At 53.1% G+C, this 24,732-nt stretch carries 20 protein-coding genes and 1 pseudogene; 14 read left to right on the top strand and 7 right to left on the bottom strand.

The genetic code is table 11. The features are described 5' to 3' along the window. Positions 1 to 7: 7 nt before the first annotated feature. Positions 8 to 289 carry a YjcB family protein gene (locus tag ABIE10_RS22250; RefSeq protein ID WP_016155360.1) on the bottom strand — a complete coding sequence of 94 codons (282 nt, stop codon included), beginning with the start codon at positions 287 to 289 and terminating at the stop codon, positions 8 to 10. 551 nt (positions 290 to 840) lie between these two features. On the opposite strand from ABIE10_RS22250, the gene ABIE10_RS22245 reads away from it, so the two are divergent. Beyond that, on the top strand, positions 841 to 2,427 hold the full coding sequence (locus ABIE10_RS22245) for an EAL domain-containing protein (protein ID WP_200084404.1): 1,587 nt from the start codon (positions 841 to 843) through the stop codon (positions 2,425 to 2,427). 2 nt (positions 2,428 to 2,429) lie between these two features. On the opposite strand, the gene soxS is transcribed toward ABIE10_RS22245, so the two are convergent. Then, positions 2,430 to 2,753: a superoxide response transcriptional regulator SoxS gene (soxS, locus tag ABIE10_RS22240; RefSeq protein WP_016155362.1), complete on the bottom strand. Its 324-nt coding sequence runs from the start codon at positions 2,751 to 2,753 to the stop codon at positions 2,430 to 2,432. 86 nt (positions 2,754 to 2,839) lie between these two features. Here soxS and soxR point away from each other — a divergent pair, with 86 nt between their 5' ends. From soxR to ABIE10_RS22225, 3 genes are all read left to right on the top strand, one after another. Next, positions 2,840 to 3,298, top strand: a complete 459-nt coding sequence (gene soxR / locus ABIE10_RS22235) for a redox-sensitive transcriptional activator SoxR (protein WP_016155363.1) — start codon at positions 2,840 to 2,842, stop codon at positions 3,296 to 3,298. Positions 3,299 to 3,902: 604 nt separating this feature from the next. Continuing rightward, the gene (ghxP, locus tag ABIE10_RS22230) at positions 3,903 to 5,252 is read left to right on the top strand and encodes a guanine/hypoxanthine transporter GhxP (protein WP_016155449.1); all 1,350 of its coding nucleotides are present in this window, start codon (positions 3,903 to 3,905) and stop codon (positions 5,250 to 5,252) included. Between the two features lie 157 nt (positions 5,253 to 5,409). Beyond that, positions 5,410 to 7,056 (top strand): Na+/H+ antiporter, encoded by a 1,647-nt coding sequence (locus ABIE10_RS22225; protein WP_016155450.1) that lies wholly within the window; start codon positions 5,410 to 5,412, stop codon positions 7,054 to 7,056. An 84-nt stretch (positions 7,057 to 7,140) separates the two neighbouring features. Here ABIE10_RS22225 and ABIE10_RS22220 read toward each other — a convergent pair whose 3' ends face one another. Then, positions 7,141 to 8,031, bottom strand: coding sequence for a LysR family transcriptional regulator (locus ABIE10_RS22220; protein ID WP_016155366.1), 891 nt, complete (start codon positions 8,029 to 8,031; stop codon positions 7,141 to 7,143). Positions 8,032 to 8,132: 101 nt separating this feature from the next. Here ABIE10_RS22220 and ABIE10_RS22215 point away from each other — a divergent pair, with 101 nt between their 5' ends. Both ABIE10_RS22215 and ABIE10_RS22210 read left to right on the top strand, forming a co-directional pair. Continuing rightward, positions 8,133 to 8,543, top strand: coding sequence for a CidA/LrgA family protein (locus ABIE10_RS22215; RefSeq protein WP_016155367.1), 411 nt, complete (start codon positions 8,133 to 8,135; stop codon positions 8,541 to 8,543). Further along, positions 8,536 to 9,225: an LrgB family protein gene (locus ABIE10_RS22210; protein WP_049282883.1), complete on the top strand. Its 690-nt coding sequence runs from the start codon at positions 8,536 to 8,538 to the stop codon at positions 9,223 to 9,225. Before ABIE10_RS22215 ends, ABIE10_RS22210 begins: the two co-directional genes overlap by 8 nt. Before the next feature lie 14 nt (positions 9,226 to 9,239). Here the strand turns inward: ABIE10_RS22210 and ABIE10_RS22205 are convergent, their stop codons facing one another. Further along, entirely contained in the window at positions 9,240 to 10,529 is a 1,290-nt protein-coding gene (locus ABIE10_RS22205; RefSeq protein WP_279265360.1) for a Gfo/Idh/MocA family protein, read from the bottom strand. A gap of 243 nt (positions 10,530 to 10,772) precedes the next feature. Here ABIE10_RS22205 and ABIE10_RS22200 point away from each other — a divergent pair, with 243 nt between their 5' ends. Next, complete coding sequence (locus tag ABIE10_RS22200) at positions 10,773 to 11,720, top strand: DUF4431 domain-containing protein (protein WP_172976633.1); 948 nt, start codon at positions 10,773 to 10,775, stop codon at positions 11,718 to 11,720. A gap of 244 nt (positions 11,721 to 11,964) precedes the next feature. Here ABIE10_RS22200 and actP read toward each other — a convergent pair whose 3' ends face one another. From actP to acs, 3 genes are all read right to left on the bottom strand, one after another. Next, on the bottom strand, positions 11,965 to 13,614 hold the full coding sequence (actP, locus tag ABIE10_RS22195; RefSeq protein ID WP_016155369.1) for a cation/acetate symporter ActP: 1,650 nt from the start codon (positions 13,612 to 13,614) through the stop codon (positions 11,965 to 11,967). After that, positions 13,611 to 13,925 carry a DUF485 domain-containing protein gene (locus ABIE10_RS22190; RefSeq protein WP_016155370.1) on the bottom strand — a complete coding sequence of 105 codons (315 nt, stop codon included), beginning with the start codon at positions 13,923 to 13,925 and terminating at the stop codon, positions 13,611 to 13,613. The genes actP and ABIE10_RS22190 overlap by 4 nt, the downstream gene beginning before the upstream one ends. Before the next feature lie 236 nt (positions 13,926 to 14,161). Further along, a complete protein-coding gene (gene acs / locus ABIE10_RS22185) occupies positions 14,162 to 16,120 on the bottom strand; it encodes an acetate--CoA ligase (protein WP_016155371.1) in 1,959 nt (652 codons plus the stop codon). 434 nt (positions 16,121 to 16,554) lie between these two features. On the opposite strand from acs, the gene nrfA reads away from it, so the two are divergent. The 7 genes and pseudogenes from nrfA (at position 16,555) to gltP (ending at position 24,718) form a co-directional block, all read left to right on the top strand. Beyond that, on the top strand, positions 16,555 to 17,991 hold the full coding sequence (nrfA, locus tag ABIE10_RS22180; protein ID WP_131405512.1) for an ammonia-forming nitrite reductase cytochrome c552 subunit: 1,437 nt from the start codon (positions 16,555 to 16,557) through the stop codon (positions 17,989 to 17,991). Between the two features lie 44 nt (positions 17,992 to 18,035). After that, positions 18,036 to 18,602, top strand: coding sequence for a cytochrome c nitrite reductase pentaheme subunit (gene nrfB, locus ABIE10_RS22175; RefSeq protein ID WP_005132587.1), 567 nt, complete (start codon positions 18,036 to 18,038; stop codon positions 18,600 to 18,602). After that, the gene (gene nrfC, locus ABIE10_RS22170) at positions 18,599 to 19,270 is read left to right on the top strand and encodes a cytochrome c nitrite reductase Fe-S protein (protein WP_016155373.1); all 672 of its coding nucleotides are present in this window, start codon (positions 18,599 to 18,601) and stop codon (positions 19,268 to 19,270) included. The genes nrfB and nrfC overlap by 4 nt, the downstream gene beginning before the upstream one ends. After that, positions 19,267 to 20,223, top strand: coding sequence for a cytochrome c nitrite reductase subunit NrfD (gene nrfD, locus ABIE10_RS22165; protein ID WP_047357726.1), 957 nt, complete (start codon positions 19,267 to 19,269; stop codon positions 20,221 to 20,223). Before nrfC ends, nrfD begins: the two co-directional genes overlap by 4 nt. Before the next feature lie 8 nt (positions 20,224 to 20,231). Further along, positions 20,232 to 22,443 (top strand): annotated as a pseudogene (nrfF, locus tag ABIE10_RS22160) (heme lyase NrfEFG subunit NrfF). Continuing rightward, a complete protein-coding gene (gene nrfG, locus ABIE10_RS22155) occupies positions 22,440 to 23,060 on the top strand; it encodes a heme lyase NrfEFG subunit NrfG (RefSeq protein WP_131405514.1) in 621 nt (206 codons plus the stop codon). Before nrfF ends, nrfG begins: the two are co-directional and overlap by 4 nt. Positions 23,061 to 23,404: 344 nt before the next feature. Beyond that, positions 23,405 to 24,718, top strand: a complete 1,314-nt coding sequence (gene gltP, locus ABIE10_RS22150) for a glutamate/aspartate:proton symporter GltP (RefSeq protein WP_016155456.1) — start codon at positions 23,405 to 23,407, stop codon at positions 24,716 to 24,718. Positions 24,719 to 24,732: the final 14 nt, after the last annotated feature.

Here is a 24,732-nt window from a genome sequence, read left to right as displayed (position 1 = left end):
TCTGTTATCAGTTCAACACCATCGGCCAGTCTGGCGGTGTATGGCTCATCACTTCAACCATTACGGTTTCAATGTTCTTCCAGATTGCGGACATATCCACCAGGGTTATGCCGAGTAATCCGGTCGCAAACCAGCAGGCAAAAACCAGCCCTAAACCGCTGCTAATGACGGCCAGGCCAATATAATCTGATTTACGAAAACGGATATTGAGCGTACTGGCTAAAAACATCAGCACTGCACTGAGTAATTGCCACCGCAGAAGAACCACGCCAGTTGTTATCGTTGCCATGAAAAACGTCCTCAGAAAGTCTGGATGCCCAGGACAGCGCGGGGGTGTTCACCGAGGGTGTAGTACTCTGGCTATCGACGGGCAATAACATGAATGAAACATCGTTTCTGTTACATGATTTTTGTGAACTATATCACATATGCTCGTTTGCTCACCAGTGTTGGACGTATTTTTTGCAGGATGATAACCATGTTAAATATGTGGTTATATTCAAGGAAGCAATGATACTAAATAATCAACTCTAAAGATGCATTTGCGTTACCTGTTTTATTTATCCTAAATTAATCGTTAAAAAAATCTAATGAATTTCTTAAATAAAGCCAGGATAGTGCTTATAAAAAATTACTCCTTGGGGATAATAACGTTATGAAATAAGCATAACTTTAAGTTTGCCTTACGGAAAAATAATATCATCATCAACTATTATCAGACTTTTACATAGAGAAGTCTGTTGCTAATACTGATAGATTCATGCAACTTAATCAGTCGGTGTTTATAGCATCTTGCCTTAATGGGTTCTGGCATATACGAAACAGGGAAACAGGGCTGACATGAATCACAGTGCGCGACGCAAGATACTAAAGTTCCTCGGAACATTCATGGTGGTATTGCTCCCCGTGGTGCTGGCGTTATGGTTTGCTCAAATCCGGGCAATGTCCGAAACCCGTAATCAACTTCGCTCTTTTGCGCAACTGGTGTTAAATAAAACTGAATTGGTGATCCAACAAGCCGATTTAGCGCGAGATATGGCCCTGTTGTATCAAGGTAAGATGTGTACCCCGGCACATCAGAAAAATATGCTAGATATTATTCGTGGTCGTTTATATATCAGCGAGCTAATTTATGCGCAGGGCGATCATTTTTTGTGCTCTACGTCGATGGCGCCGCCAGTCGCCTATATTATGCCGACCGCCGACTATAAACGTACGCCGGACATCTCCATCTATTACTATCGCGATACCCCCTTTTTCGCTGGCTACAGAATGACGTATATGCAACGTGGAAACTACGTTGTCGTCATCAACCCATTATCTTACAGCGAAGTTATGTCAGATGACCCGGACCTGTCCTGGGGCGTGTATGACACGGTAACGGGTACTTTTTTCTCTGCCAGCGAAGGGGCGCCTATTGCGCAGTTATTGCCGTTGGTGCACGGTGAAGCCTCAACCTTCCAGTTGGACGATCGCTTTTACACCAAAGTGCATTCAGAAAAACGCCCGATTGCGATTATTGTGTCGACCTCGGATAAACGCATACATTCGATTTTCTATCATGAGGCTGCGTTAACGATTCCTTTCGGGATTATCTGCAGCATCCTGATGCTGTTAATGTGGTGGCGCACGCGTCAGGAATACTTATCTCCTCGCCGCTTGTTAAAACGCGCAATCAAAAAACGTCAACTGTGTCTGCACTACCAGCCGATCATTGATATCGAAAACGGTCAGTGCGTAGGGGCTGAGGCTCTGCTGCGCTGGCCGGGCTGTGATGGTGAAGTAATGAGCCCAACCGAGTTTATTCCGCTGGCTGAAAAAGAGGGAATGATTGAGCGGATCACGGATTACGTGATTGAAGAGGTATTCAACGATTTAGGATATTTTCTTTCGGCGCATCCTCAGCTTTATATCTCGATAAACCTCTCTGCTTCTGACTTTCATTCATCCCGACTTATTGCCCTGATTATCGACAAAAACCGTGAGTACTCTGTGGCGGCCCAGCAAATTAAAGTCGAGGTGACAGAGCGCGGGTTTATTGATGTAGATAAAATGACCGCGGTAATCCAGGCGTTTCGTCAGGCGGGTTATGAAGTGGCGTTTGATGATTTTGGGACGGGATATTCCAATCTACACAATTTATCCGCGTTGAATATCGATATCCTGAAGATCGACAAATCATTTATTAGTACGTTGTCCACCAACAGCACCAGTCACCTGATTGCCGAACATATCATCGAAATGGCGCAAAGCTTACACCTGAAGATGATTGCGGAAGGGGTAGAGACGGTTGAGCAAATCGAGTGGCTGCGCGAACGTGGTGTACAGTATTGTCAGGGCTGGTATTTTGCGAAGGCGCTGCCGCCACAGGAGTTCATGCACTGGATACAACGGTCGCCCGCCATACTGACGCAGAGCGGGCAATAATCTTACAGGCGGTGGCGGTAATCGCTGGGGGTACGATCAAACTCGCGGCGAAACACGCGTGAGAAGGTTTGTTGTGATACATAACCAAGATCCATCGCGATATCGAAAATAGGTCGCTCGGTCGTCCGCAGTTCAACAGCAGCCAGCAGGAGTCGACGCTGGCGGATATAGTCACCCAACGTCTGGCGCATCACCGTGCGGAACATTCTCTGTAAATACCACTTCGAGTAACCTGATTTTTTCGCCACCGCCTCAATGTTCAGCGGCTGATCGATATGGTCGTCAATCCATTCAATAAGGGTCTGAATAATCTGCTGATGGGACATAGGGCTGCCTCTTTTTCAGTATTCGATTCGTCGTTTTGTCTGTGGGCGAGTATAATTCCTCAAGTTAACTTGAGGTAAAGCGATTTATGGAAAAGAAATTACCCCGAATAAAAGCGCTGCTCACGCCAGGTGAAGTCGCAAAGCGTAGCGGCGTAGCGGTATCAACCCTGCATTTCTATGAAAGCAAAGGGTTAATCAGCAGTATGCGCAACAGCGGCAATCAGCGCCGATACAGACGTGATGTGTTGCGTTATGTGGCGATTATCAAGATTGCTCAACGCATCGGGATCCCGTTGGCAACGATCGGTGACGCGCTCGGCGTATTACCTGAAGGACATTCGCTCAGTGCTAAAGAGTGGAAGCAGCTCTCTTCGCAATGGCGTGAAGAGCTGGATCGACGCATTCATACTTTAGTGGCGCTACGCGATGAACTGGATGGGTGTATTGGTTGCGGTTGTTTGTCGCGCAGCGATTGCCCGTTGCGTAACCCAGGCGATCAGCTTGGCGAGAAGGGGACCGGGGCGCGTCTGCTGGAAGATGATTGATGTGAAATATCTGATGGATTGACGGATATAAAACTAAAGCGCCACAGAGGGCGCTTTAGTTTGGTTCCGGTCTTTGTCTTTCACTCTATCCCGCTGGTTCACGGGAGGGTTTCCCCCGACATCAACACCCCTCAGTCGAGCACATTAGGTGAGGTTCCGGTCTGTGTTGATAATGTAATTGTAAGCCACCTCTCTCCATTTACCAGTGAAATGGTGATTTTTTAGCCAAAAAATTTTCCGCATCTTCACCGGTTTTCTTGCGCAAGTTTGCGTGAAAAAGGCACACCGATGTTGTAATAACTCCGCAAAATTTGTTGCCAGACTGCGCATTGACGATAACGTTTGCGCATCGACTGATTATTTATTGCGCGTTATAAGAAGAAATGAGTAAAAAGCGGCAAAGTTCAGTTGAAAACCAGCGTATGATCGCTGGATAATCGTTTGCTTTTTTTTACCACCCGTTTTTTATGCGCGGAGCTAAACGTTTGCTTTTTTGCGACACCCCTATTGACGCAAACCTGGCACATGGAGAAAACGTTTAGCAGGCAGTGGATTGTCCAGCACGCATAATGACGAAAAAATAAACTCTCAGGGGATGTTTTCTATGTCTACGCCTTCAGCGCGTACCGGCGGTTCACTCGACGCCTGGTTTAAAATTTCGCTCCGCGGCAGTACCGTTCGTCAGGAAGTCGTTGCCGGATTAACGACGTTCCTGGCCATGGTCTACTCCGTTATCGTGGTTCCGGGGATGCTGGGTAAAGCCGGATTCCCGCCTGCCGCTGTATTTGTGGCAACCTGTCTGGTCGCGGGCGTCGGTTCTATTGTGATGGGCCTGTGGGCAAACCTGCCGCTGGCGATTGGCTGCGCCATTTCTTTGACGGCGTTTACCGCGTTCAGCCTGGTACTGGGACAACATATCAGCGTGCCTGTTGCGTTGGGTGCGGTGTTCCTGATGGGTGTCCTGTTTACCATCATTTCCGCGACCGGTATTCGTAGCTGGATCCTGCGCAATCTACCGCAGGGTGTTGCGCACGGTACGGGGATTGGTATCGGCCTGTTCCTGCTGCTGATTGCGGCAAACGGCGTGGGTCTGGTTATTAAAAACCCGCTGGACGGCCTGCCGGTTGCGCTGGGCGATTTCGATACCTTCCCGGTGATTATGTCGCTGGTAGGTCTGGCGGTGATTATTGGCCTCGAAAAACTGAAAGTACCGGGCGGCATCCTGCTGACTATTATCGGTATTTCCGTAGTGGGTCTGATTTTCGACCCGGCCGTACATTTCTCCGGTATTTTTGCCATGCCGTCTCTGAGCGACGAAAACGGTAACTCGCTGATCGGTAGCCTGGATATTATGGGCGCACTAAACCCGATCGTACTGCCGAGCGTGCTGGCGCTGGTCATGACCGCTGTCTTCGATGCGACCGGAACCATCCGTGCGGTAGCCGGACAGGCGAATCTGCTGGATAAAGACGGACAGATTATTGACGGCGGCAAAGCGCTGACCACCGACTCCCTGAGCAGCGTGTTCTCTGGCCTGGTGGGCGCTGCACCGGCGGCGGTTTATATTGAATCCGCAGCGGGTACGGCGGCAGGCGGCAAAACTGGCCTGACGGCGATCACCGTTGGCGTACTGTTCCTGCTGATCCTGTTCCTCTCTCCGCTCTCTTATCTTGTACCAGTATATGCAACGGCACCTGCGCTGATGTATGTGGGCCTGCTGATGTTGAGCAACGTAGCGAAAATCGACTTTGCTGACTTTGTCGACGCTATGGCGGGGCTGGTAACGGCCGTATTTATCGTGCTGACCTGTAACATCGTGACCGGCATTATGATTGGCTTTGCTACCCTGGTGATTGGCCGTATCGTCTCTGGCGAATGGCGCAAACTGAACATCGGCACAGTGGTCATCGCCATCGCGCTGGTGGCCTTCTACGCTGGTGGTTGGGCTATCTAATCCTCATTTGATGAAGATTCTGAAAACGGGTGGCTTTGGCCGCCCGTTTTTATTTTCACAACACTCTCGTTGTCTTTTGCGTTACTCTCAAGTAGATAGAATTGAGGCACGACGCCTCTCATCACTGATCATAAGAAACATCGCAAACAGGGAACGCATGGAAATCTTTTTCACCATACTCATCATGACCCTTGTGGTCTCGCTGTCGGGGGTTTTTACTCGCGTATTGCCATTCCAACTCCCTTTACCCCTTATGCAGATCGCCATCGGCGCCTTGCTGGCGTGGCCGACGTTTGGTTTGCATGTGGAATTCGATCCTGAGCTTTTTCTGGTTCTGTTCATCCCGCCGCTGCTTTTCGCCGATGGCTGGAAGACGCCAACCCGTGAGTTTCTGGAGCACGGGCGAGAGATCTTCGGCCTTGCGCTGGCGCTGGTTCTGGTCACGGTGGTCGGGATTGGCTTTATGATTTACTGGCTGGTGCCGGGGATCCCTCTCATCCCGGCCTTTGCGCTGGCCGCTGTCCTGTCGCCAACCGATGCCGTTGCGCTTTCCGGCATAGTGGGCGAGGGACGCATACCGAAGAAAATCATGGGTATACTGCAGGGCGAAGCGTTGATGAACGACGCCTCCGGTCTGGTGTCACTGAAATTTGCCGTCGCCGTGGCGATGGGCACGATGGTGTTTACGGTTGGTGGCGCAACGCTTGAATTCTTCAAGGTAGCGATTGGCGGTATCCTGGCCGGTTTTGTCGTCAGTTGGCTGTACGGGCGCTCCCTGCGTTTTCTCAGCCGCTGGGGTGGTGATGAACCGGCAACGCAAATCGTTCTGCTGTTCCTGCTGCCGTTTGCGTCTTACCTGATTGCGGAACACATCGGTGTTTCCGGCATCCTCGCGGCGGTCGCAGCCGGGATGACGATCACCCGTTCCGGGGTAATGCGCCGGGCGCCGCTGGCGATGCGTTTACGTGCTAACAGCACCTGGGCGATGCTGGAGTTTGTGTTTAACGGCATGGTTTTCTTGCTGTTAGGACTGCAGTTGCCGGGGATTCTGGAGTCTTCTTTGGCGGCGGCAGAAGCCGACCCGAATGTTGAAATCTGGATGCTGTTTACCGATATCGTGCTGATTTACGTGGCGCTGATGCTGGTACGTTTTGGCTGGCTGTGGACGATGAAGAAGTTTAGCCTGCGCTTCCTGAAGAAAAAGCCGATGGAGTTTGGTTCCTGGACGACGCGTGAAATCATGATCGCCTCCTTTGCGGGCGTGCGTGGGGCCATTACTCTCGCCGGTGTGCTCTCTATTCCGCTGCTGTTACCGGATGGTAGCGGCTTCCCGGCGCGATATGAGCTGATCTTCCTTGCCGCGGGCGTGATTCTGTTCTCGCTGTTTGTTGGCGTGGTGATGCTGCCGCTTCTGCTGCAACACCTGGAAGTGGCAGACCACTCGCAGCAGCAGAAAGAGGAACGAATTGCCCGCGCTGCCACGGCGGAAGTGGCGATTGTCGCCATCCAGAAAATGGAGGAGCGTCTGGCCGCAGACACCGAAGAGAACATCGACAATCAGTTGCTCACCGAGGTAAGTTCACGCGTCATCGGTAACCTGCGTCGACGCGCCGACGGACGCAACGACGTAGAAAGCTCGATGCAGGAAGAAAACCTCGAGCGGCGTTTCCGTCTGGCGGCCCTGCGTTCCGAGCGCGCGGAACTTTATCACCTGCGCGCCACGCGGGAAATCAGCAATGAAACGTTGCAAAAACTGCTGCACGATCTGGATTTGCTGGAAGCGCTGTTGATCGAGAACGAATAAACGGTTGTGCCTGATGGCGCTACGCTTATCAGGCCTACGGAATCCAATTGTAGGTCTGATAAGCGTTAAGCCGCATCTGGCATGTTACGACTCTTGCGTTAGCCAGAACCCTTCACAGCATTTGAGCCACGCCTGGGCGCTGTGCGACAGATACACACCTTCGCGCCAAATCATGCCCAACTGCCAGCGTAAATCACTCTCCAAAGGGATCCAGCGCAGCGTCTGCTTATCCAAGCGCTGGCAAATCGGCTCCGGTAAAATGGCGATCCCGACTCCGGCTTGCACCATCGCCGCCAGAAAATCCCACTGCCCACTGCGTACCGCGATGCGGGGTTTGACATTGTGCTGGTTAAACAGCTCAAGCAACTGACGGCTCAACGCGAAATCTTCGTTATAGATAAGCAGGGGATGCTCCGCTAACGCCTCGGGGGAAATGGATTCACACGTTGTCCACTGACCGGAGCGGGGGACCAGCACACAGAGCGGATGGCTAAAAAGCGGTAAGGTCGCCAGGCCGCTCTCTTCTTCAACCGGCAGCGCGGTCATCGCGACATCCAGATCGCCGTTCATCACCGCCTGCTGGACGGTTAAGCCTCCAAATTCAGACACCTTCAGTTCAACGCCGGGATAGCGCTGGCGAAACAGGCTGATAGGCCCGGCCATCAACATACCGACCATGGGGGGGATGCCGAGGCGCAGCACTCCCTTGTTGAGGTGATTAATGTCGCTGAGTTCTGCTTCGAGCTGGCGAAACTCGGCGAGGATCGCCAGGCCGCGTTCGAAAACAACCTGTCCAGTGTCGGTTAACAGCAGTCGCCGACCGTCGCGGATTAACAGCGTGCAGTTAAGCTCGTCTTCAAGGTTCTTCAACATCTTGCTGATGGTGGGCTGGGTGACAAAAAGCTTCTCCGCTGCGCGGGTAAAGCTCTGCTGACGAACCACCTCAACAAAATAGCGCAGCGTTCTGATATCCATGATTATTCCTTAAGACTATGCCTGCAATGAGTTTAATTCATTTCAGTCCTGGACGGGGGCTCTCTATACTGGCGCTCTCTATTTTTTAAGGACATACCCTCATGGCTGTGGCGATAAGCCGCGTGACGCCTGCCGTTATTCATCGACTCCAGATCCCCGTTCAGGTTCTGTTGTACGCAGGTCTATTTGTATTTGCTCAATATCTTGTCTCCTGGCTGCATCTGCCGCTTCCTGCCAACCTGGTTGGGATGGTGCTGATGTTGGCGCTGATTGTCTGTCGGGTTATCCCGCTGAACTGGATTCGCGCAGGCGCTCGCTGGTTACTGGCTGAAATGTTGCTGTTTTTTGTTCCGGCGGTGGTGGCTGTCGTCAACTATACGCAGCTGTTGTTGGTCGATGGTTGGCGCATATTTGCCGTCATTGCGCTAAGTACGTTGATGGTGCTTGGCGCAACGGCGTGGGTCGTGGATAAAGTGTATCGCTATGAAATGAGCAGGCTAAACCGTGAGTAATTTCCAGCTAAGCGTGCTGTGTCTGGTGATTACGCTGGGCATCTATTTTGCCAACAAGCGCCTGTATCGCCGTTTTCGTAAATTACCGCTGATGCCGTTAGTGTTCACTCCGGCGCTGCTGGTCCTGATGCTGGTCTTTGGGCATATCTCCTGGCAAAACTATATTGGTGAATCGCACTGGCTGCTGTGGCTGTTAGGCCCAGCGACCATCGCCTTTGCCGTTCCGGTCTATGACAACCTTGCCGTGATTAAGCGGCACTGGATGTCACTGACGGCGGGCGTGGTGACGGCAACGCTGGTGGCCGTTACCAGTTCCGTGTGGCTGGCGCGTCTGTTTATGTTGCCTGATGAAATCCAGCGTAGTCTGGCGGTGCGCTCCGTCACCACGCCGTTTGCGCTGGCGGCAGCAGAGCCGTTGGGCGGGCAACCAGACCTGGTGGCATTGTTCGTGGTAGTGACCGGTGTATTCGGTATGGCGGTTGGCGATGTACTGTTTTTACGGCTTTCTATTCGGGAAGGGATGGCGAAAGGCGCAGGATTTGGCGCAGCATCGCATGGTGCGGGCACGGCGCGCTCTTATGAGCTCGGCCAGCAGGAGGGCGTGGTCGCCAGCCTGGTGATGATGCTTTCCGGCGTGGTGATGGTGCTGGTGGCGCCGCTGGTCGCAAGGCTGATGTTCTGACCAGCGGCTGTGTGCTATTTCAAGCGTGAAATCAGCGCGAAATCTTTAAAATTCACCGGCCGCTGTTGCTGCATTGAAATATTCCCGGCGATACCGGTCAAAATCGACATGGCGCCGGCGCGATGGTCGGCGGCACGCTGCAACGGATCGTGCCGCGGTTCGCCAAACAGATCGGCCAGCATCGCATTATCTCCACCGCCGTGACCGCCTTCGCCGAGGGTAAAATCAGCTTGCCACGGCGCGGAAAACATCGGGAAAACAGTGATGTCACAGGCTTCAAGGCAGCCTTCGTTATCCCGCTCGCCTCCGGCGTTGACGTAGGATTTCTCAACGATTTTCATCTCCAGGCGGCCTTCGCTGCCGTTAAAGACCACGTTCAAGCCTTCCCACGGCAGCCAGGTGTTCAGTGAGTAGGTAAGCTGCACCTGATTCTGATACTTCACCAGCACCGACATGGTGTCTTCAATGGTGATGCCGTCGCTGAATACGCTCTGGTCGCGGAAATAGTTATCTTCATGTTCTGCATCCAGATAGAGCGCTTTAAGCTGAGGGTTTTCGGCCATATGCAGCGCAAACGGATCGTCTTTGGCCTGCGCATAGCCGTGAGCGCGCGGGTAAAATTGCGTCACGCCCCGGCGTTCGGCGTTCTCTTTTCCATAGAAACGCAGGCTGCCTTCGGCATACACCCGCTCGGGATAACTGCCCAGCCAGAAGTTCATTAGATCAAAATGGTGAGTGGATTTATGCACTAATAAGCCGCCGCTATTACGTTTTTCGCGATGCCAGCGACGGAAATAATCGGCACCGTGTTCGGTATTGAGCAACCATTCAAAGTGAACTGAATAAACCTCGCCAATCGTACCGTTCATCAGCAGTTCGCGAACCTTGCTGTGGTGCGGTGCATAGCGATAGTTAAAAGCGACGCGTAACTGACGGCCGGTCTCTTCAATGGCGTCCAGAATCCGCAGGGCGCGTTGCTCATCGATGGTCATCGGTTTTTCGGTGATCACATCGCAGCCTGCGCGTAGCGCACTCACGATATAGTCGTCGTGAGTCCGGTCCATGGTGGTCACAATGATGATATCCGGACGTGTTTCGCGGATCATCTCTTCAAACTGCTGCGCCTTCCATGTAGAGACCGGGGGCGCACCTTCGTTCGCCAAAAGCTGGTTGGCGTAATTCATACGGGTTTGATTGGTGTCGCAAAAGGCGACCAGACGTGCATTTTCTTTCCACTGCCCGCCAATCGCGCTGATGTAAAGTCCCGCGCGCCCGCCAGTTCCTACCAGGGCATATTTCTTCATAACATCCTCATTTCTAAAAAATGAATTAACGTGTTGATGTAATAAAAACAATATTTCAATTTTATTTTTATACAATAACGCTAATGCAGAAGATGGATACAACGCAGAAGGAAAAATGTGATCCCCAGCCAAAATGACCGGAAGAGAGGATGAGATTCTGATTTTCTTAGAGGCTATGTTTAAATTTATGTTTACGCCTTAGAATAATGATAAATGTTACTCGCCATTGTAAGGATGCGCAGCGTGAAATATTTGTGGTTATCTGCTCTTTTGTTTAGTCATGCCGTTTTGGCCTGGTGTCCTGATGAAGACCAACAGGTGACACTTCAGGGAACATTAATACAACAGACATTACCCGGTTCGCCAAATTACGAAAGCATCAAAGATGGCGATGAAGCGGTAACTTATGATTATCTTAAATTGGATCAACCGTTTGAGTGCGATGTTAACGGTGAGCGTGAAAATGTTCCGCTAGTGCAGATTATCTTGATGGGCAAAAATAAGCTTAATTACGCCGATCTTGCTCCTTCTCTGGGAAAAGATGTCATCCTGACCGGGAAAACGATGTATGCCCAAACGGGTCATCACTTTACTTCTGTGCTGCTTATTCTTTATAGCGCCAAAAACGTTACTCCCATCACCACGGCGGAACAAAAGAAAAGCGCGCTGCTGCAGTTTCAACAGTTCCAACAGGCGTTGCGGGAGAAAAACGTTGTCGCGTTGAAAACATATTTTGTCTTTCCTTTGCAGGGGACGCTATTTGACTTTATTGATTATGATGAAAACCGTCAGGAAGATGTACTTACCGAGACAGTGTTTGACCAAAATTCGCAGCAGATTATGGCGCATCTGCAGATGCTTGCCAGCATCGGTGTTGATGCTGAATCCCTGATGATAAACGAGTACAGAATTAACGCGCTTTCGGAACATGAGCAGCAGCGTCGCTATTTTCCTGCGGATGAAGATGGCATGTTTTATTATGAAGAACACGGTAAACGTCATACCGTTAAAGGAACATGCGATACCGTCGCCCAAGGGGAACTTACGGACGGTATTCTTTTTATTTCACAGGGGACCGGTCCTAATACGCAACTTCCCGGCCTTTCAGAGTATTGTGATGGTGCGACGTCATATATGTTCAAGCTGGTTGATGGCAAACTGCGACTGACGGGGAGTTTTACCGCAGGGTAGGGACGTATTACAAAAGGAATGAAATAAAAATAGAAAAGGATGTTAATAAATGCTTAATGATTTATTTCTGAGGTGGCGGGTTGCTGGCTTTTTGGAAGGGCTGGCAGTGGCTAAATCTTGTGTGTGCGATTATTTTCCTGTTGCTTATCGCTGTGCCTGCTCGTCGCTTGATAACGGATGAGAATCCAGGATGATTCGCTGAACGTCTTCCCCGGCCAAAATGACCGGGGAAGAGGAGGAGTGGTTAGTGCGCGCGACCTTGTTCTACGCCGTACCCGGTCTGGGAACGGATGAACTGAGCACGGAACTGCTCGCGTTCGCGATTACCTTCTTCTGAGTTATCGGTAGCAGAGAAGAACCAGATCCCGAGGAACGCTACGCTGATGGAGAACAGCGCCGGATATTCATACGGGAAAATGGCTTTTTCGTGACCAAGGATCTGGACCCAAATCGTCGGGCCAAGCACCATCAGCACCACCGCCGTCAGCAGACCTAACCAGCCGCCCAACATCGCGCCACGCGTGGTCAGTCTTGACCAGTACATGGAGAGCAGAATGATCGGGAAGTTGCAGCTGGCTGCGATAGCAAACGCCAGACCTACCATGAAGGCGATATTCTGGTTCTCAAACAGCACGCCGAGCAGGATGGCAATCACGCCCAGCACCAGTACGGTGATTTTCGACACCTTCAGTTCTTCACGTTCGGTTGCGCCTTTACGGAACACGTTGGCGTACAGGTCGTGAGAAACGGCCGATGCGCCCGCCAGCGTCAGGCCTGCAACCACCGCCAGGATGGTGGCAAACGCCACGGCTGAGATGAAGCCCAGGAACAGGTTGCCGCCCACCGCATTTGCCAGGTGAACCGCCGCCATGTTGTTACCGCCGATCAGCGCGCCAGCAGCGTCTTTATACGCCGGGTTAGCGCCCACCAGCATGATCGCGCCAAAGCCGATGATAAAGGTCAGGATGTAGAAATAACCCATAAAACCTGTGGCATAGAACACGCTCTTACGCGCTTCTCGGGCATCGCTGACCGTGAAGAAGCGCATCAGGATGTGCGGCAAGCCTGCCGTACCAAACATCAGGCCGAGACCTAACGACAGGGCGGAGATCGGATCTTTTACCAGTCCGCCCGGGCTCATAATGGCTGAACCTTTCGGGTGTACCGCCATTGCTTCGGTGAACAGGTTGTTGAAGCTAAAGCCGACGTGCTTCATCACCATAAAGGCCATAAAGCTGGCGCCGAACAGCAGCAGAACGGCTTTGATGATCTGTACCCAGGTGGTCGCCAGCATGCCGCCAAACAGGACGTACATCATCATCAGCACGCCAACCAGTACGACGGCGATGTGATAGTTCAGACCAAACAGCAGCTCAATCAGCTTACCTGCGCCGACCATCTGGGCGATCAGATACAGCGCGACCACCACCAGAGAACCACAGGCCGACAGAATACGGATTGGTCCTTGCTTCAGACGATAAGAAGCAACATCTGCAAAGGTGTAACGACCCAGGTTACGCAGACGCTCAGCAATCAGGAACAGGATAATTGGCCAGCCGACCAGGAAGCCGAGTGAATAGATCAGCCCGTCATAACCGGAGGTAAACACCAGCGCGGAAATCCCGAGAAACGATGCCGCCGACATATAGTCGCCCGCAATCGCCAGCCCGTTCTGGAAACCAGTGATGTTACCGCCGGCGGTGTAGTAGTCATTACGCGAACGTACGCGCTTAGACGCCCAGTAAGTAATACCGAGCGTAAAGATGACGAAAATCAGGAACATGACAATCGCCTGCCAGTTGGTTGGCTGGCGTTGGACTGCACCGCTAATAGCATCCGCCGCGTTTGCGGCGAAGGGCAGCGTGGCGGCAAGCGCCGTCAGGACTCTCTTCATGATGCTTTAACCTCGTGCAGAACCGCATTGTTCAGGCGGTCGAATTCACCGTTTGCCCGCCAGATATAGATCCCGGTCAGGATGAAGGAGATGAGGATCACACCGACCCCAATCGGAATACCCCGGGTGACGCTGGTTCCCGCGTGTAGCGGCGTACCCAGCCAGCCAGGCGCAAAGGCAATCAGTAAAATAAAGCTGATGTAAACTGCCAGCATGATGATGGACAGAATGGTGGCAAACCGTTGCCTTTTTTCAACTAACTCCCTGAAACGCGCACTGTCTTCTATCCGCTGATAAATAGAGTCATTCATCACAGAGTTCTCCAGAGGCCCCCTTCGTCTTTCACGTTGCAAGTGTGTTGGCCGCACTCGCCCACCTCAGTCACATAGTGAACTATGCTCCTGGGGATGCGCTCGCTTGCCGCCTTCCTGCAACGCGAAATCCTTTGGGGTGGGTTATTATATTTTCCCTCCCGGTCAGGGGAGGGGTAGGGGTAGGATTTGTAGGCCCGATAAGCCGCGCACCATCGGGCATTTCACGGTTGTGGTTATGATGGCATCGCGATGGCCTGCTTCTCTTCGAGCAGTTTCTCTACCACGCCAGGATCGGCGAGGGTCGAGGTATCGCCCAGATTGCTGGTATCGCCCGCCGCGATTTTACGCAGAATACGGCGCATGATTTTGCCGGAGCGGGTTTTCGGCAGTGAGTCGGTCCAGTGCAGCACGTCTGGCGTTGCCAGCGGACCAATTTCTTTACGTACCCAGTTGCGCACCTCGGCGTACAGCTCCGGTGACGGCTCTTCGCCGTGATTCAGCGTGACGTAGGCGTAGATCGCCTGGCCTTTAATATTATGCGGAATACCCACCACCGCGGCCTCGGCAATCTTCGGATGTGACACCAGCGCCGATTCGATTTCTGCCGTTCCCAGACGGTGGCCAGAGACGTTCAGCACATCGTCCACACGACCGGTGATCCAGTAATAGCCATCTTCGTCACGACGCGCGCCGTCGCCGCTGAAGTACATATTCTTGAAGGTAGAAAAGTAGGTCTGCTCAAAGCGTTCGTGATCGCCAAACAGCGTTCTCGCCTGGCCCGGCCACGAGTCGGTAATCACCAGGTTGCCTTCGGTCGCGCCTTCCAGCGGATTACCCTCGTTATCGACAATCGCAGGCTGTACGCCAAAGAACGGACGGGTTGCGGAACCCGCTTTCAGCTCGGTGGCGCCCGGCAGCGGGGTGATCATGAATCCACCGGTTTCGGTCTGCCACCAGGTATCGACGACCGGGCATTTTTCGTTGCCGATCTTCTTCCAGTACCACTCCCATGCTTCCGGGTTAATCGGCTCGCCAACGGAACCCAGGATACGCAGCGAGGAGCGGTCAGTGCCTTCAATCGCTTTATCACCTTCTGCCATCAGGGCGCGGATGGCGGTCGGCGCGGTATACAGAATATTGACCTGGTGCTTGTCCACAACCTGCGACATACGCGCCGGGGTTGGCCAGTTTGGCACGCCTTCGAACATCAGCGTGGTTGCGCCGCAGGCCAGCGGACCGTACAGCAGGTAGCTGTGCCCGGTTACCCAACCCACGTCAGCGGTACACCAATAAATATCGCCCTGATGGTAGTCAAACACGTACTTAAAGGTGGTTGCGGCATAGACCAGATATCCGCCGGTGGTATGCAGTACGCCTTTTGGCTTGCCGGTTGAACCGGAGGTATAGAGGATAAACAGCGGATCTTCCGCGTTCATTTCTTCCGGCTGATGTTCCGGGCTGGCTTTCTCGATAAGATCGGACCACCACAGGTCACGGCCTTCCTGCCATTCCGTTTTTCCACCGGTACGTTTGAGGACGACCACATGTTCCACGGTTTTGACGTTCGGATTTTTCAGCGCATCATCGACGTTCTTTTTCAGCGGGATAGCGCGGCCGGCGCGCACGCCTTCGTCGGCGGTGATCACCAGACGTGAATTGGAGTCGATGATACGTCCGGCGACCGCCTCTGGTGAAAAACCACCGAAGATGACCGAATGCACCGCGCCAATGCGGGCGCAAGCCAGCATAGCAACCGCCGCTTCCGGCACCATCGGCATATAAATGGCCACCACGTCGCCTTTTTTAATGCCTAAATCCAGTAGCGTATTGGCGAAACGGCAAACATCGCGATGCAGTTCGCGATAAGTAATGTTTTTGCTTTGGGTGGCGTCATCGCCTTCCCAGATGATGGCGGTGCGATCGCCATTTGCCTGTAAATGACGGTCAAGGCAGTTTGCGGCCAGGTTCAGGGTGCCGTCTTCGTACCATTTAATCGACACGTTGCCTGGTGCGAAGGAGGTGTTCTTCACCTGGCTGTACGGCTTGATCCAATCAAGTATCTTTCCCTGCTCGCCCCAAAATGTGTCGGGTTCGTTAACGGATTGCTGGTATTTCTCTTCGTACTGCTCCGGGTTTATCAGGCAACGATCCGCAATGTTTGCGGGAATAGCGTGTTTATGTATTTGGCTCATGGCTTTTGTTCTCCTTGTAGGATGTTAATAATATGTCTCATAAACGTTAAATGTAGGGGCTTTGAGAGTTTTGTTTAGTATTTGCGCGGCAGATCACGCAATAAACGAATTGTGCAAATTAGCGGCAAACTTAATTTTGAAGGGAACTAGCAAAAATTGATTAAATCTCGCGATAACATGTAGTTATCTAAAGGATTATTGAAAAGGTGATCTGTCTCTGAATTAGACAAAAGAGTGAGGGGTTAGAGGGGGTTTATAACTCTAAAGTGGTATTTTACATACACTTACAATTGATTAAAGACAACATTTTCAGTGTGGTTTCTTGTTACAAATAGGGTGGAGCAATGTCATGACAGTATTCGTGTGGTTGCTGTTATGGAAAACAATAAAAGAACCGCCATTGCAGATAATGGCGTCATCTGGATGAGACCCCTATGGCAAGGATAAAATCACGCGTACGCCGTTTCTTCAGCCTGTTATTACCTTTATTATTTATTTCTGCTGTTCACGCTGAACAAACTCCTGTACCCGCAAAAACCGTCACCGTTGAAGCGAAGAATGAAACCTTCGCTCCTCAGCATCCCGATCAATATCTCTCCTGGAAAGCCACGTCTGAGCAATCAGCCCGTGAAGATGCGCTGGCAGAAGATCCGCGTCTGGTGATCCTGTGGGCGGGATATCCATTCTCGCGCGATTACAACAAACCGCGTGGACACGCCTATGCCGTGACCGATGTACGTGAAACCTTACGTACCGGCGCACCAAAAACGGCTGAAGACGGCCCGCTGCCGATGGCCTGCTGGAGCTGTAAAAGCCCGGACGTAGCGCGTCTGATCCAGAAAGATGGTGAAGATGGCTACTTCCACGGTAAATGGGCGCGCGGCGGTCCGGAAATTGTTAACAACCTCGGCTGTGCAGATTGCCATAACACGGCGTCACCAGACTTCGCCAAAGGCAAGCCAGAGCTGACGCTGTCGCGTCCTTATGCAGAACGTGCGATGGAAGCAATCGGCAAACCGTTTGAGAAAGCCGGTCGCTTTGATCAGCAATCCATGGTCTGCGGTCAGTGCCACGTGGAATACTACTTCGACGGTAAAAACAAAGCCGTTAAGTTCCCGTGGGACGAGGGCATGAAAGTCGAGAACATGGAGAAATACTACGACACCATCGCCTTCTCTGACTGGACCAACTCCCTGTCGAAAACGCCGATGCTGAAAGCGCAGCACCCGGAATATGAAACCTGGAGCGCGGGCATTCACGGCAAGAACAACGTGACCTGTATCGACTGTCACATGCCGAAAGTGCAAAACGCGGAAGGCAAGATCTACACCGACCATAAAATTGGTAACCCGTTCGATAACTTTGCTCAGACCTGTGCGAACTGCCACACCCAGGATAAAGCGTCCCTGCAAAAAGTGGTCGCCGAGCGTAAACAGGCTATTCATGACCTGAAAATCAAGGTGGAAGATCAGCTGGTTCATGCGCACTTCGAAGCGAAAGCCGCATGGGATGCGGGTGCGACTGAAGCGGAAATGAAGCCGATTCTGGATGATATCCGTCACGCACAATGGCGCTGGGACCTGTCTATCGCCTCACACGGTATTCACATGCACGCTCCGGAAGAGGGTCTGCGGATGCTGGGTAGCGCGATGGATAAAGCCGCCGATGCGCGTACCAAACTGGTCCGTCTGCTGGCGACTAAAGGCATCACCCATGAAATCCCGTTACCGGATATCTCTACCAAAGAGAAAGCCCAGGCGGCGATTGGTCTGAACATGCAGCAAATCAATGCTGAGAAGCAGGACTTCATCAAAACGGTGATTCCGCAGTGGGAAGATCAGGCGCGTAAAAACGGTCTGTTAAGCCAATAACCCCATTTCGCCCCGTCAGGGGCGGATAACTCAACGGAGTGAATATGAGCGTATTACGTTCGTTATTAACTGCTGGGGTGCTGGCGTCAGGCTTGTTCTGGAGCCTGAGTGGAATCACTGCCACGCCAACGCCGCAGGAGTCGGATCAACGCTGGACGGTTACCCAACAGCGTAATCCGGATGCCGCCTGTCTGGATTGTCACAAGCCAGATACCGAAGGCATGCATGGTAAGCATGCAGAAGTCATCAACCCGAATAACAAACTGCCGGTCACCTGCACCAACTGTCACGGCCAGCCGTCACCGAACCACCGTGAAGGGGTGAAGGATGTGATGCGCTTTAATGAGCCGATGTACAACGTTGAACAGCAGAACAGCGTCTGTATGTCCTGCCACCTGCCTGAGCAGCTACAAAAAGCGTTCTGGCCACACGATGTTCACGTAACCAAAGTGGCGTGTGCCAGCTGTCACTCACTGCATCCGAAGCAAGACACGATGCAGACGCTAAGTGATAAAGGACGGATCAAGATTTGCGTCGATTGCCACAGCGATCAGCGTAACAATCCGAACTTTAACCCGGCGTCGGTTCCGTTGCTTAAGGAGCATCCATGAGTTGCTCTCGTCGCCAGTTTATCACCCGCGTCGGCGCGCTGGTGGCAGTGAGCGGGACGGCGGGACGCGTTGTGGCGAAGACGCTGAACATCAACGGCGTACGTTACGGTATGGTACATGATGAGTCACTATGCATCGGCTGTACGGCCTGCATGGATGCTTGTCGGGAAGTAAACAACGTGCCGGAAGGGGTATCGCGTCTGACGATTATTCGCAGCGAGCCGCAGGGGACGTTTCCTGATGTGAAGTATCGCTTCTTCCGTCATTCGTGCCAGCATTGCGACCATGCCCCCTGCGTTGACGTCTGCCCGACGGGGGCATCGTATCGCGATGCCGCCAGCGGTATTGTGGATGTGAACCCGGACCTGTGCGTTGGCTGCCAGTACTGTATCGCCGCGTGTCCTTATCGCGTGCGCTTTATCCATCCGGTTAGCAAAACGGCGGATAAATGCGATTTCTGTCGGAAAACCAATCTGAAAGCGGGCAAGCAGCCCGCCTGCGTTGAGTCATGTCCGACGAAGGCGCTGACGTTTGGTAATCTGGACGATCCCAACAGCGATATCTCCCGCTTGTTGCTGCAGAAAACCACCTACCGTTACAAGCTGGCGTTGGGCACAAAACCGAAGGTCTACCGCGTTCCCTTTAAATTTGGGGAGGTGAGCCAATGACATCCGCTTCTGCATTTCATTTTGAATCACTGGTGTGGGACTGGCCCATTGCCATCTATCTGTTCCTGATTGGCATCTCCGCCGGACTGGTCACGCTGGCGATTCTGCTGCGTCGTTTCCATCCGGAGGCGGGCGGTTCTGACAGCACGCTGCTACGCACTACGCTGGTGTTAGGGCCGGGGGCGATTATCTTCGGTCTGCTGATTCTGGTGTTCCACCTGACGCGTCCATGGACCTTCTGGAAACTGATGTTCCACTACAGCTTCACTTCGGTGATGTCGATGGGGGTCATGTTGTTCCAGTTGTATATGGTGGTGTTGGTGCTGTGGCTGGCAAAAATCTTTGAAAAAGAGGTGATTGCTCTGCAACAGCGCTGGTTGCCGCGATTAGGTATCGTACAGAAAATGCTGACGTTGATTGCGCCGTTTCATCGCGCGCTGGAGACGTTAATGCTGGTGCTGGCGGTTCTGCTCGGGGCGTACACCGGTTTTCTGCTGTCGGCGCTGAAATCCTACCCGTTCCTGAATAACCCGATCCTGCCGGTGCTGTTCCTGTTCTCCGGGATCTCCTCCGGCGCGGCGGTGGCGCTGATCGCCATGGCGTTACGTCATCGTAGCAATCCGCACAGTACCGAAGCGCACTTTGTGCATCGCATGGAAATCCCGGTGGTATGGCTGGAGATCTTCCTGCTGGCGGCGTTTTTCGTCGGTCTGGCGCTGGGCGATGACGGCAAAATGCGCGCGCTGGCGGCGGCACTGGGCGGCGGATTCTGGACCTGGTGGTTCTGGCTGGGCGTGGCCGGGCTTGGGCTGATACTGCCGATGCTGCTAAAACCTTGGGCCAACCGCAGTTCGACGTTTCATGGCGTGCTGGCAGTGTGCGGCGCCAGCCTGACCGGCGTACTGCTGCTGCGCTTTTTTATTCTCTATGCGGGTCAGCTAACCGTTGCGTAAGGTGATATCTGGACGTTCTCCTTCCTGAAGCCGGTTTTCTGGCACTGTTGTTAAGCCTCGGGGTCAACGTGTTGACCCCGCTTGCCGTGTTGGTGGGTGCCCGCCAGCGCTGGCAAGGCGTAATGCGCCTGGCAAGCGTGGGCATGTGGACGCAGTTTTCGCTGCTGCTGCTGGCCTTTGCCATTCTGATATTCTGCTTTCTGACCAGCGACTTTTCGGTGGTCTACGTTGCTCAGCATAGCTACAGCCTGCTGCCGTGGGGATTAAAACTGGCGGCGGTGTGGGGCGGGCATGAAGGATCGCTGCTGCTGTGGGTGCTGTTTCTTTCCGGCTGGAGCGCGCTGTTCGCCTTGCGCTATCGGCGTGATTCCGACCTGTTGTTTCCGTTAACGCTCAGCGTCCTCGCTTTGATAACGGCCCTGCTGCTGCTGTTTGTGGTGGTATGGTCCGATCCGTTCGTGCGTATCTTCCCGCCAGCCATTGAAGGGCGCGACCTTAACCCGATGCTGCAACATCTCGGGTTAATCCTCCATCCGCCGCTGCTGTACCTGGGTTACGGTGGCTTGATGGTGGCGGCAGGCGTGGCGCTGGCCTCGCTGCTGCGCGGTGACTTTAATGCGCAGAGCGCCGGGGTGTGCTGGCGCTGGGCGCTGCCTGGCTGGTGTGCGCTGACGCTGGGGATTATCCTCGGCTCCTGGTGGGCCTACTGCGAGCTGGGCTGGGGCGGCTGGTGGTTCTGGGACCCGGTAGAAAATGCCTCCTTATTACCCTGGCTTTCCGCCAGTGCGCTGCTGCATAGTCTGTTCATCACTCGCCAACGTGGGATCTTCCGCCACTGGTCGCTGCTGCTGGCGATCGTCACGCTGATTTTATCGCTGCTGGGGACGCTGATTGTGCGTTCGGGCATTCTCGTTTCCGTGCACGCTTTTGCGCTGGATAACGTCCGCGCCACGCCGCTGTTTGCGCTGTTTACCGTATTGAGCCTGGCATCGCTCGGGCTATACGCCTGGCGGGGACAGCAAGTCCGCCAGAATGCGCGTTTTGGCGGCTGGTCGCGCGAGATGCTGATTCTGGTCGCGCTATTACTTTTTTGCGCGGTGCTGCTGATTGTGCTGATTGGCACCCTTTACCCGATGATTTACGGGTTGTTCGGCTGGGGGCGGCTCTCCGTGGGCGCACCGTACTTTAACCGTGCTACGCTGCCCTTTGGCCTGCTGATGCTGCTGGTTATCGTGCTGGCGACGATCAGAAGCCGCAAAGTGCCTGTGCGTTGCCAGCTTCCGGCACTGCTGGCGCATGCCGGGGTGCTGGTGTTTGCGGCTGGGATCGTCTTTTCCAGCGGTAGTCGTCAGGAGATAAGCCTGAATCTCAGCCCCGGGCAGCAGGTGGAACTGGCGGGCTATATTTTTCGTTTTGAGCGTCTCGACCTGGAAGCAAAAGGTAACTACACCAGTGAAAAAGCGCAGATCACGCTGTGGCAGAATGAGAAACGCATTGGCAGCCTGGAGCCTGAAAGACGCTTCTATGCCGCGCGCCGTCAACAGATGATGGAGCCGGGGATCCGCTGGAATCTGATGCATGACTGGTATGCGGTAATCGGCGAAAAAACCGGACCGGACCGTTATGCCATGCGCTTGTACGTGCAGACCGGCGTGCGCTGGATTTGGGGCGGGGGACTGTTAATGGTCTGTGGTGCGCTGCTGAGCGGATGGCGAGGGAGAAAGCGCGATGCATAAACTAATCAACGCGTTGCCGGATGGCGGCGAACGGGGTGTGAAAACGGTAGGTCGGATAAGCGCAGCGCCATCCGGCAGAACATGTTTACTCTTAGCTATCATTTTGTTTTTCATCGCCTTCGCGACACATGCCCAGGTTGTGGACACATGGACTTTTGCCAACCCACAACAACAGGAAAAAGCGTTGTCTATTGCCAGTCAACTGCGCTGTCCACAGTGTCAAAACCAAAACTTGCTGGAATCCAATGCGCCGGTAGCGGTCAGTATGCGCCACCAGGTTTATAGCATGGTGGCGGAAGGGAAAAGTGAAGCCGAGATAACGACGTGGATGACCGATCGCTACGGTGATTTTGTGCGCTACAACCCGCCGTTGAATGAGCAAACGCTGCTGCTGTGGGCGTTGCCGTGCCTGTTGTTATTGCTGGTGGGCGTGGTGGTCTGGCGGGTGAGAAGGCGTCAGCGCGTAGAGGAGGATGTGCAATGAGCCAGTCCACCCATTCCCCTGCGCCGTTACGCCCACTCCCCGTGAAGTGGCTGACCGCTGCGACGGTGCTGATGGTTGTGGCCTGCATCGGAGGTTACCTGTTGACACCCAAATGGCAGGCGGTGCGTCAGGAACAGACGCGGCTGGCGGACCCATTACATGCGTTCACCGATGAAAATGTTCAGGAAAAACAGCTGCTTTTGCTGCAATCGAAAATTCGTGCTAATCCACAGGACGGTGTGAAATGGGCGCAACTCGGTGAGTACTATCTTTGGCAAAACGCGTATCATAATGCGCTGTTGGCCTACGAGCAGGCGCTGCGTGTAGGGGGTGAAAATGCTGAGATCTATTCAGCGCTGGCAACGGTATTGTATTACCAGGCCGGGCAGCATATGACACCGCCCACTCGCGAGATGATTGATAAGGCTCTGGCGCTGGACCCGACAGAGGTCACTGCGCTGATGCTGTTAGCCTCAGATGCGTTTATGCAGGCAGACTACGCCCAGGCCATTTCAGTGTGGCAAAAAGTTATGGATTTAAACTCGCCGAGGGTGAACCGGGCACAGCTCATTGACTCTATTAATATGGCGAAGTTGTTGCAGAATCGGCAAAAATAAATTTGTTTCTTTTGTGATTTGTATCATTTGGCCTGTTTAAAAAACAGGCGAACGAACAAATGAGCAAAAAAAACTCACGCCATGACTTCTTCATTTTTGAACATATTAAAATTCTTTTATAACAAAAAGTTATTCATCAATACCCCGATAAAATTGCATTTTTATGCATAAATTCAGCTGAAGGCTCTGTTCCTGGAGGGTTGCGCGAGACAGTACGCAAATGATAATGATAATAAGCGTTAAAAAACTCCATAAACGAACGCAACACAATTCATACCCTTTCAGTATGTACTATTACCACACACCGCATGTGGAATAGCGCTCCATCGAGGAAGTCCGTTGTTATGAAAAATTTGAAAGTCAGCCTGGCATGGCAGATTCTGATCGCTATGGTGCTGGGCATTCTGCTGGGGAGTTACCTGCATTACCATAGTGACAGCCGCGAATGGCTGGTTGTAAACCTGCTGTCACCGGCGGGCGATATCTTTATCCATCTGATCAAAATGATCGTGGTGCCCATTGTTATCTCTACGCTGGTTGTCGGTATCGCCGGGGTCGGTGATGCAAAACAGCTGGGCCGTATTGGCGCCAAAACTATTCTCTATTTCGAAGTGATCACCACCGTGGCGATTATCCTTGGTATCACGCTGGCGAATGTGTTCCAGCCAGGTACCGGGGTGGATATGTCGCAACTGGCGACCGTGGATATTTCGAAATATCAAAGCACGACCGCAGAAGTACAGAGCCACGCGCATGGCCTGATGGGGACAATTTTGTCACTGGTGCCAACCAACATCGTCGCATCGATGGCAAAAGGCGATATGCTGCCGATTATCTTCTTCTCGGTGCTGTTCGGTTTAGGTCTGTCTTCCCTGCCGGCAACTCACCGCGAGCCGTTGGTTACCGTATTCCGCTCTATTTCCGAAACCATGTTTAAAGTCACTCACATGGTTATGCGCTACGCGCCAGTCGGCGTTTTCGCGCTGATTGCCGTTACCGTCGCGAACTTCGGTTTTGCCTCCTTGTGGCCGCTGGCGAAGCTGGTGCTGTTGGTGCATTTCGCCATTCTGTTCTTCGCGCTGGTGGTGCTGGGGATCGTGGCGCGCATCTGCGGTCTGAGCATCTGGATCCTGATCCGCATTCTGAAAGACGAGCTGATTCTGGCCTACTCTACCGCCAGCTCCGAGAGCGTGCTGCCGCGCATTATTGAGAAGATGGAAGCCTATGGCGCGCCCGCTTCAATCACCAGCTTTGTGGTGCCGACCGGCTACTCATTCAACCTTGATGGTTCAACTCTGTACCAGAGTATCGCCGCTATCTTTATCGCGCAGCTGTACGGTATCGACCTGTCGCTGTGGCAGGAAATCGTGCTGGTGCTGACGCTGATGGTGACCTCAAAAGGGATTGCGGGTGTGCCGGGCGTATCATTCGTGGTGCTGCTGGCTACGCTGGGCAGCGTGGGGATCCCACTGGAAGGCCTGGCGTTTATCGCCGGTGTTGACCGTATCCTCGACATGGCGCGTACCGCGCTGAACGTGGTGGGTAATGCGCTGGCGGTACTGGTTATCGCCAAGTGGGAACACAAATTTGACCGCAAGAAAGCGCTGGCCTATGAGCGCGACGTGCTGGGTAGATTTGATAAGACCGCTAATCAGTAATTCATGACAGCTTG

Source organism: Citrobacter sp. 506 (genome assembly GCF_050434985.1).
Lineage (GTDB): Bacteria > Pseudomonadota > Gammaproteobacteria > Enterobacterales > Enterobacteriaceae > Citrobacter > Citrobacter braakii.
The sequence above is the reverse complement of the archived record's forward strand: the minus strand, read 5'-3'. Positions and strand labels throughout refer to the sequence as shown.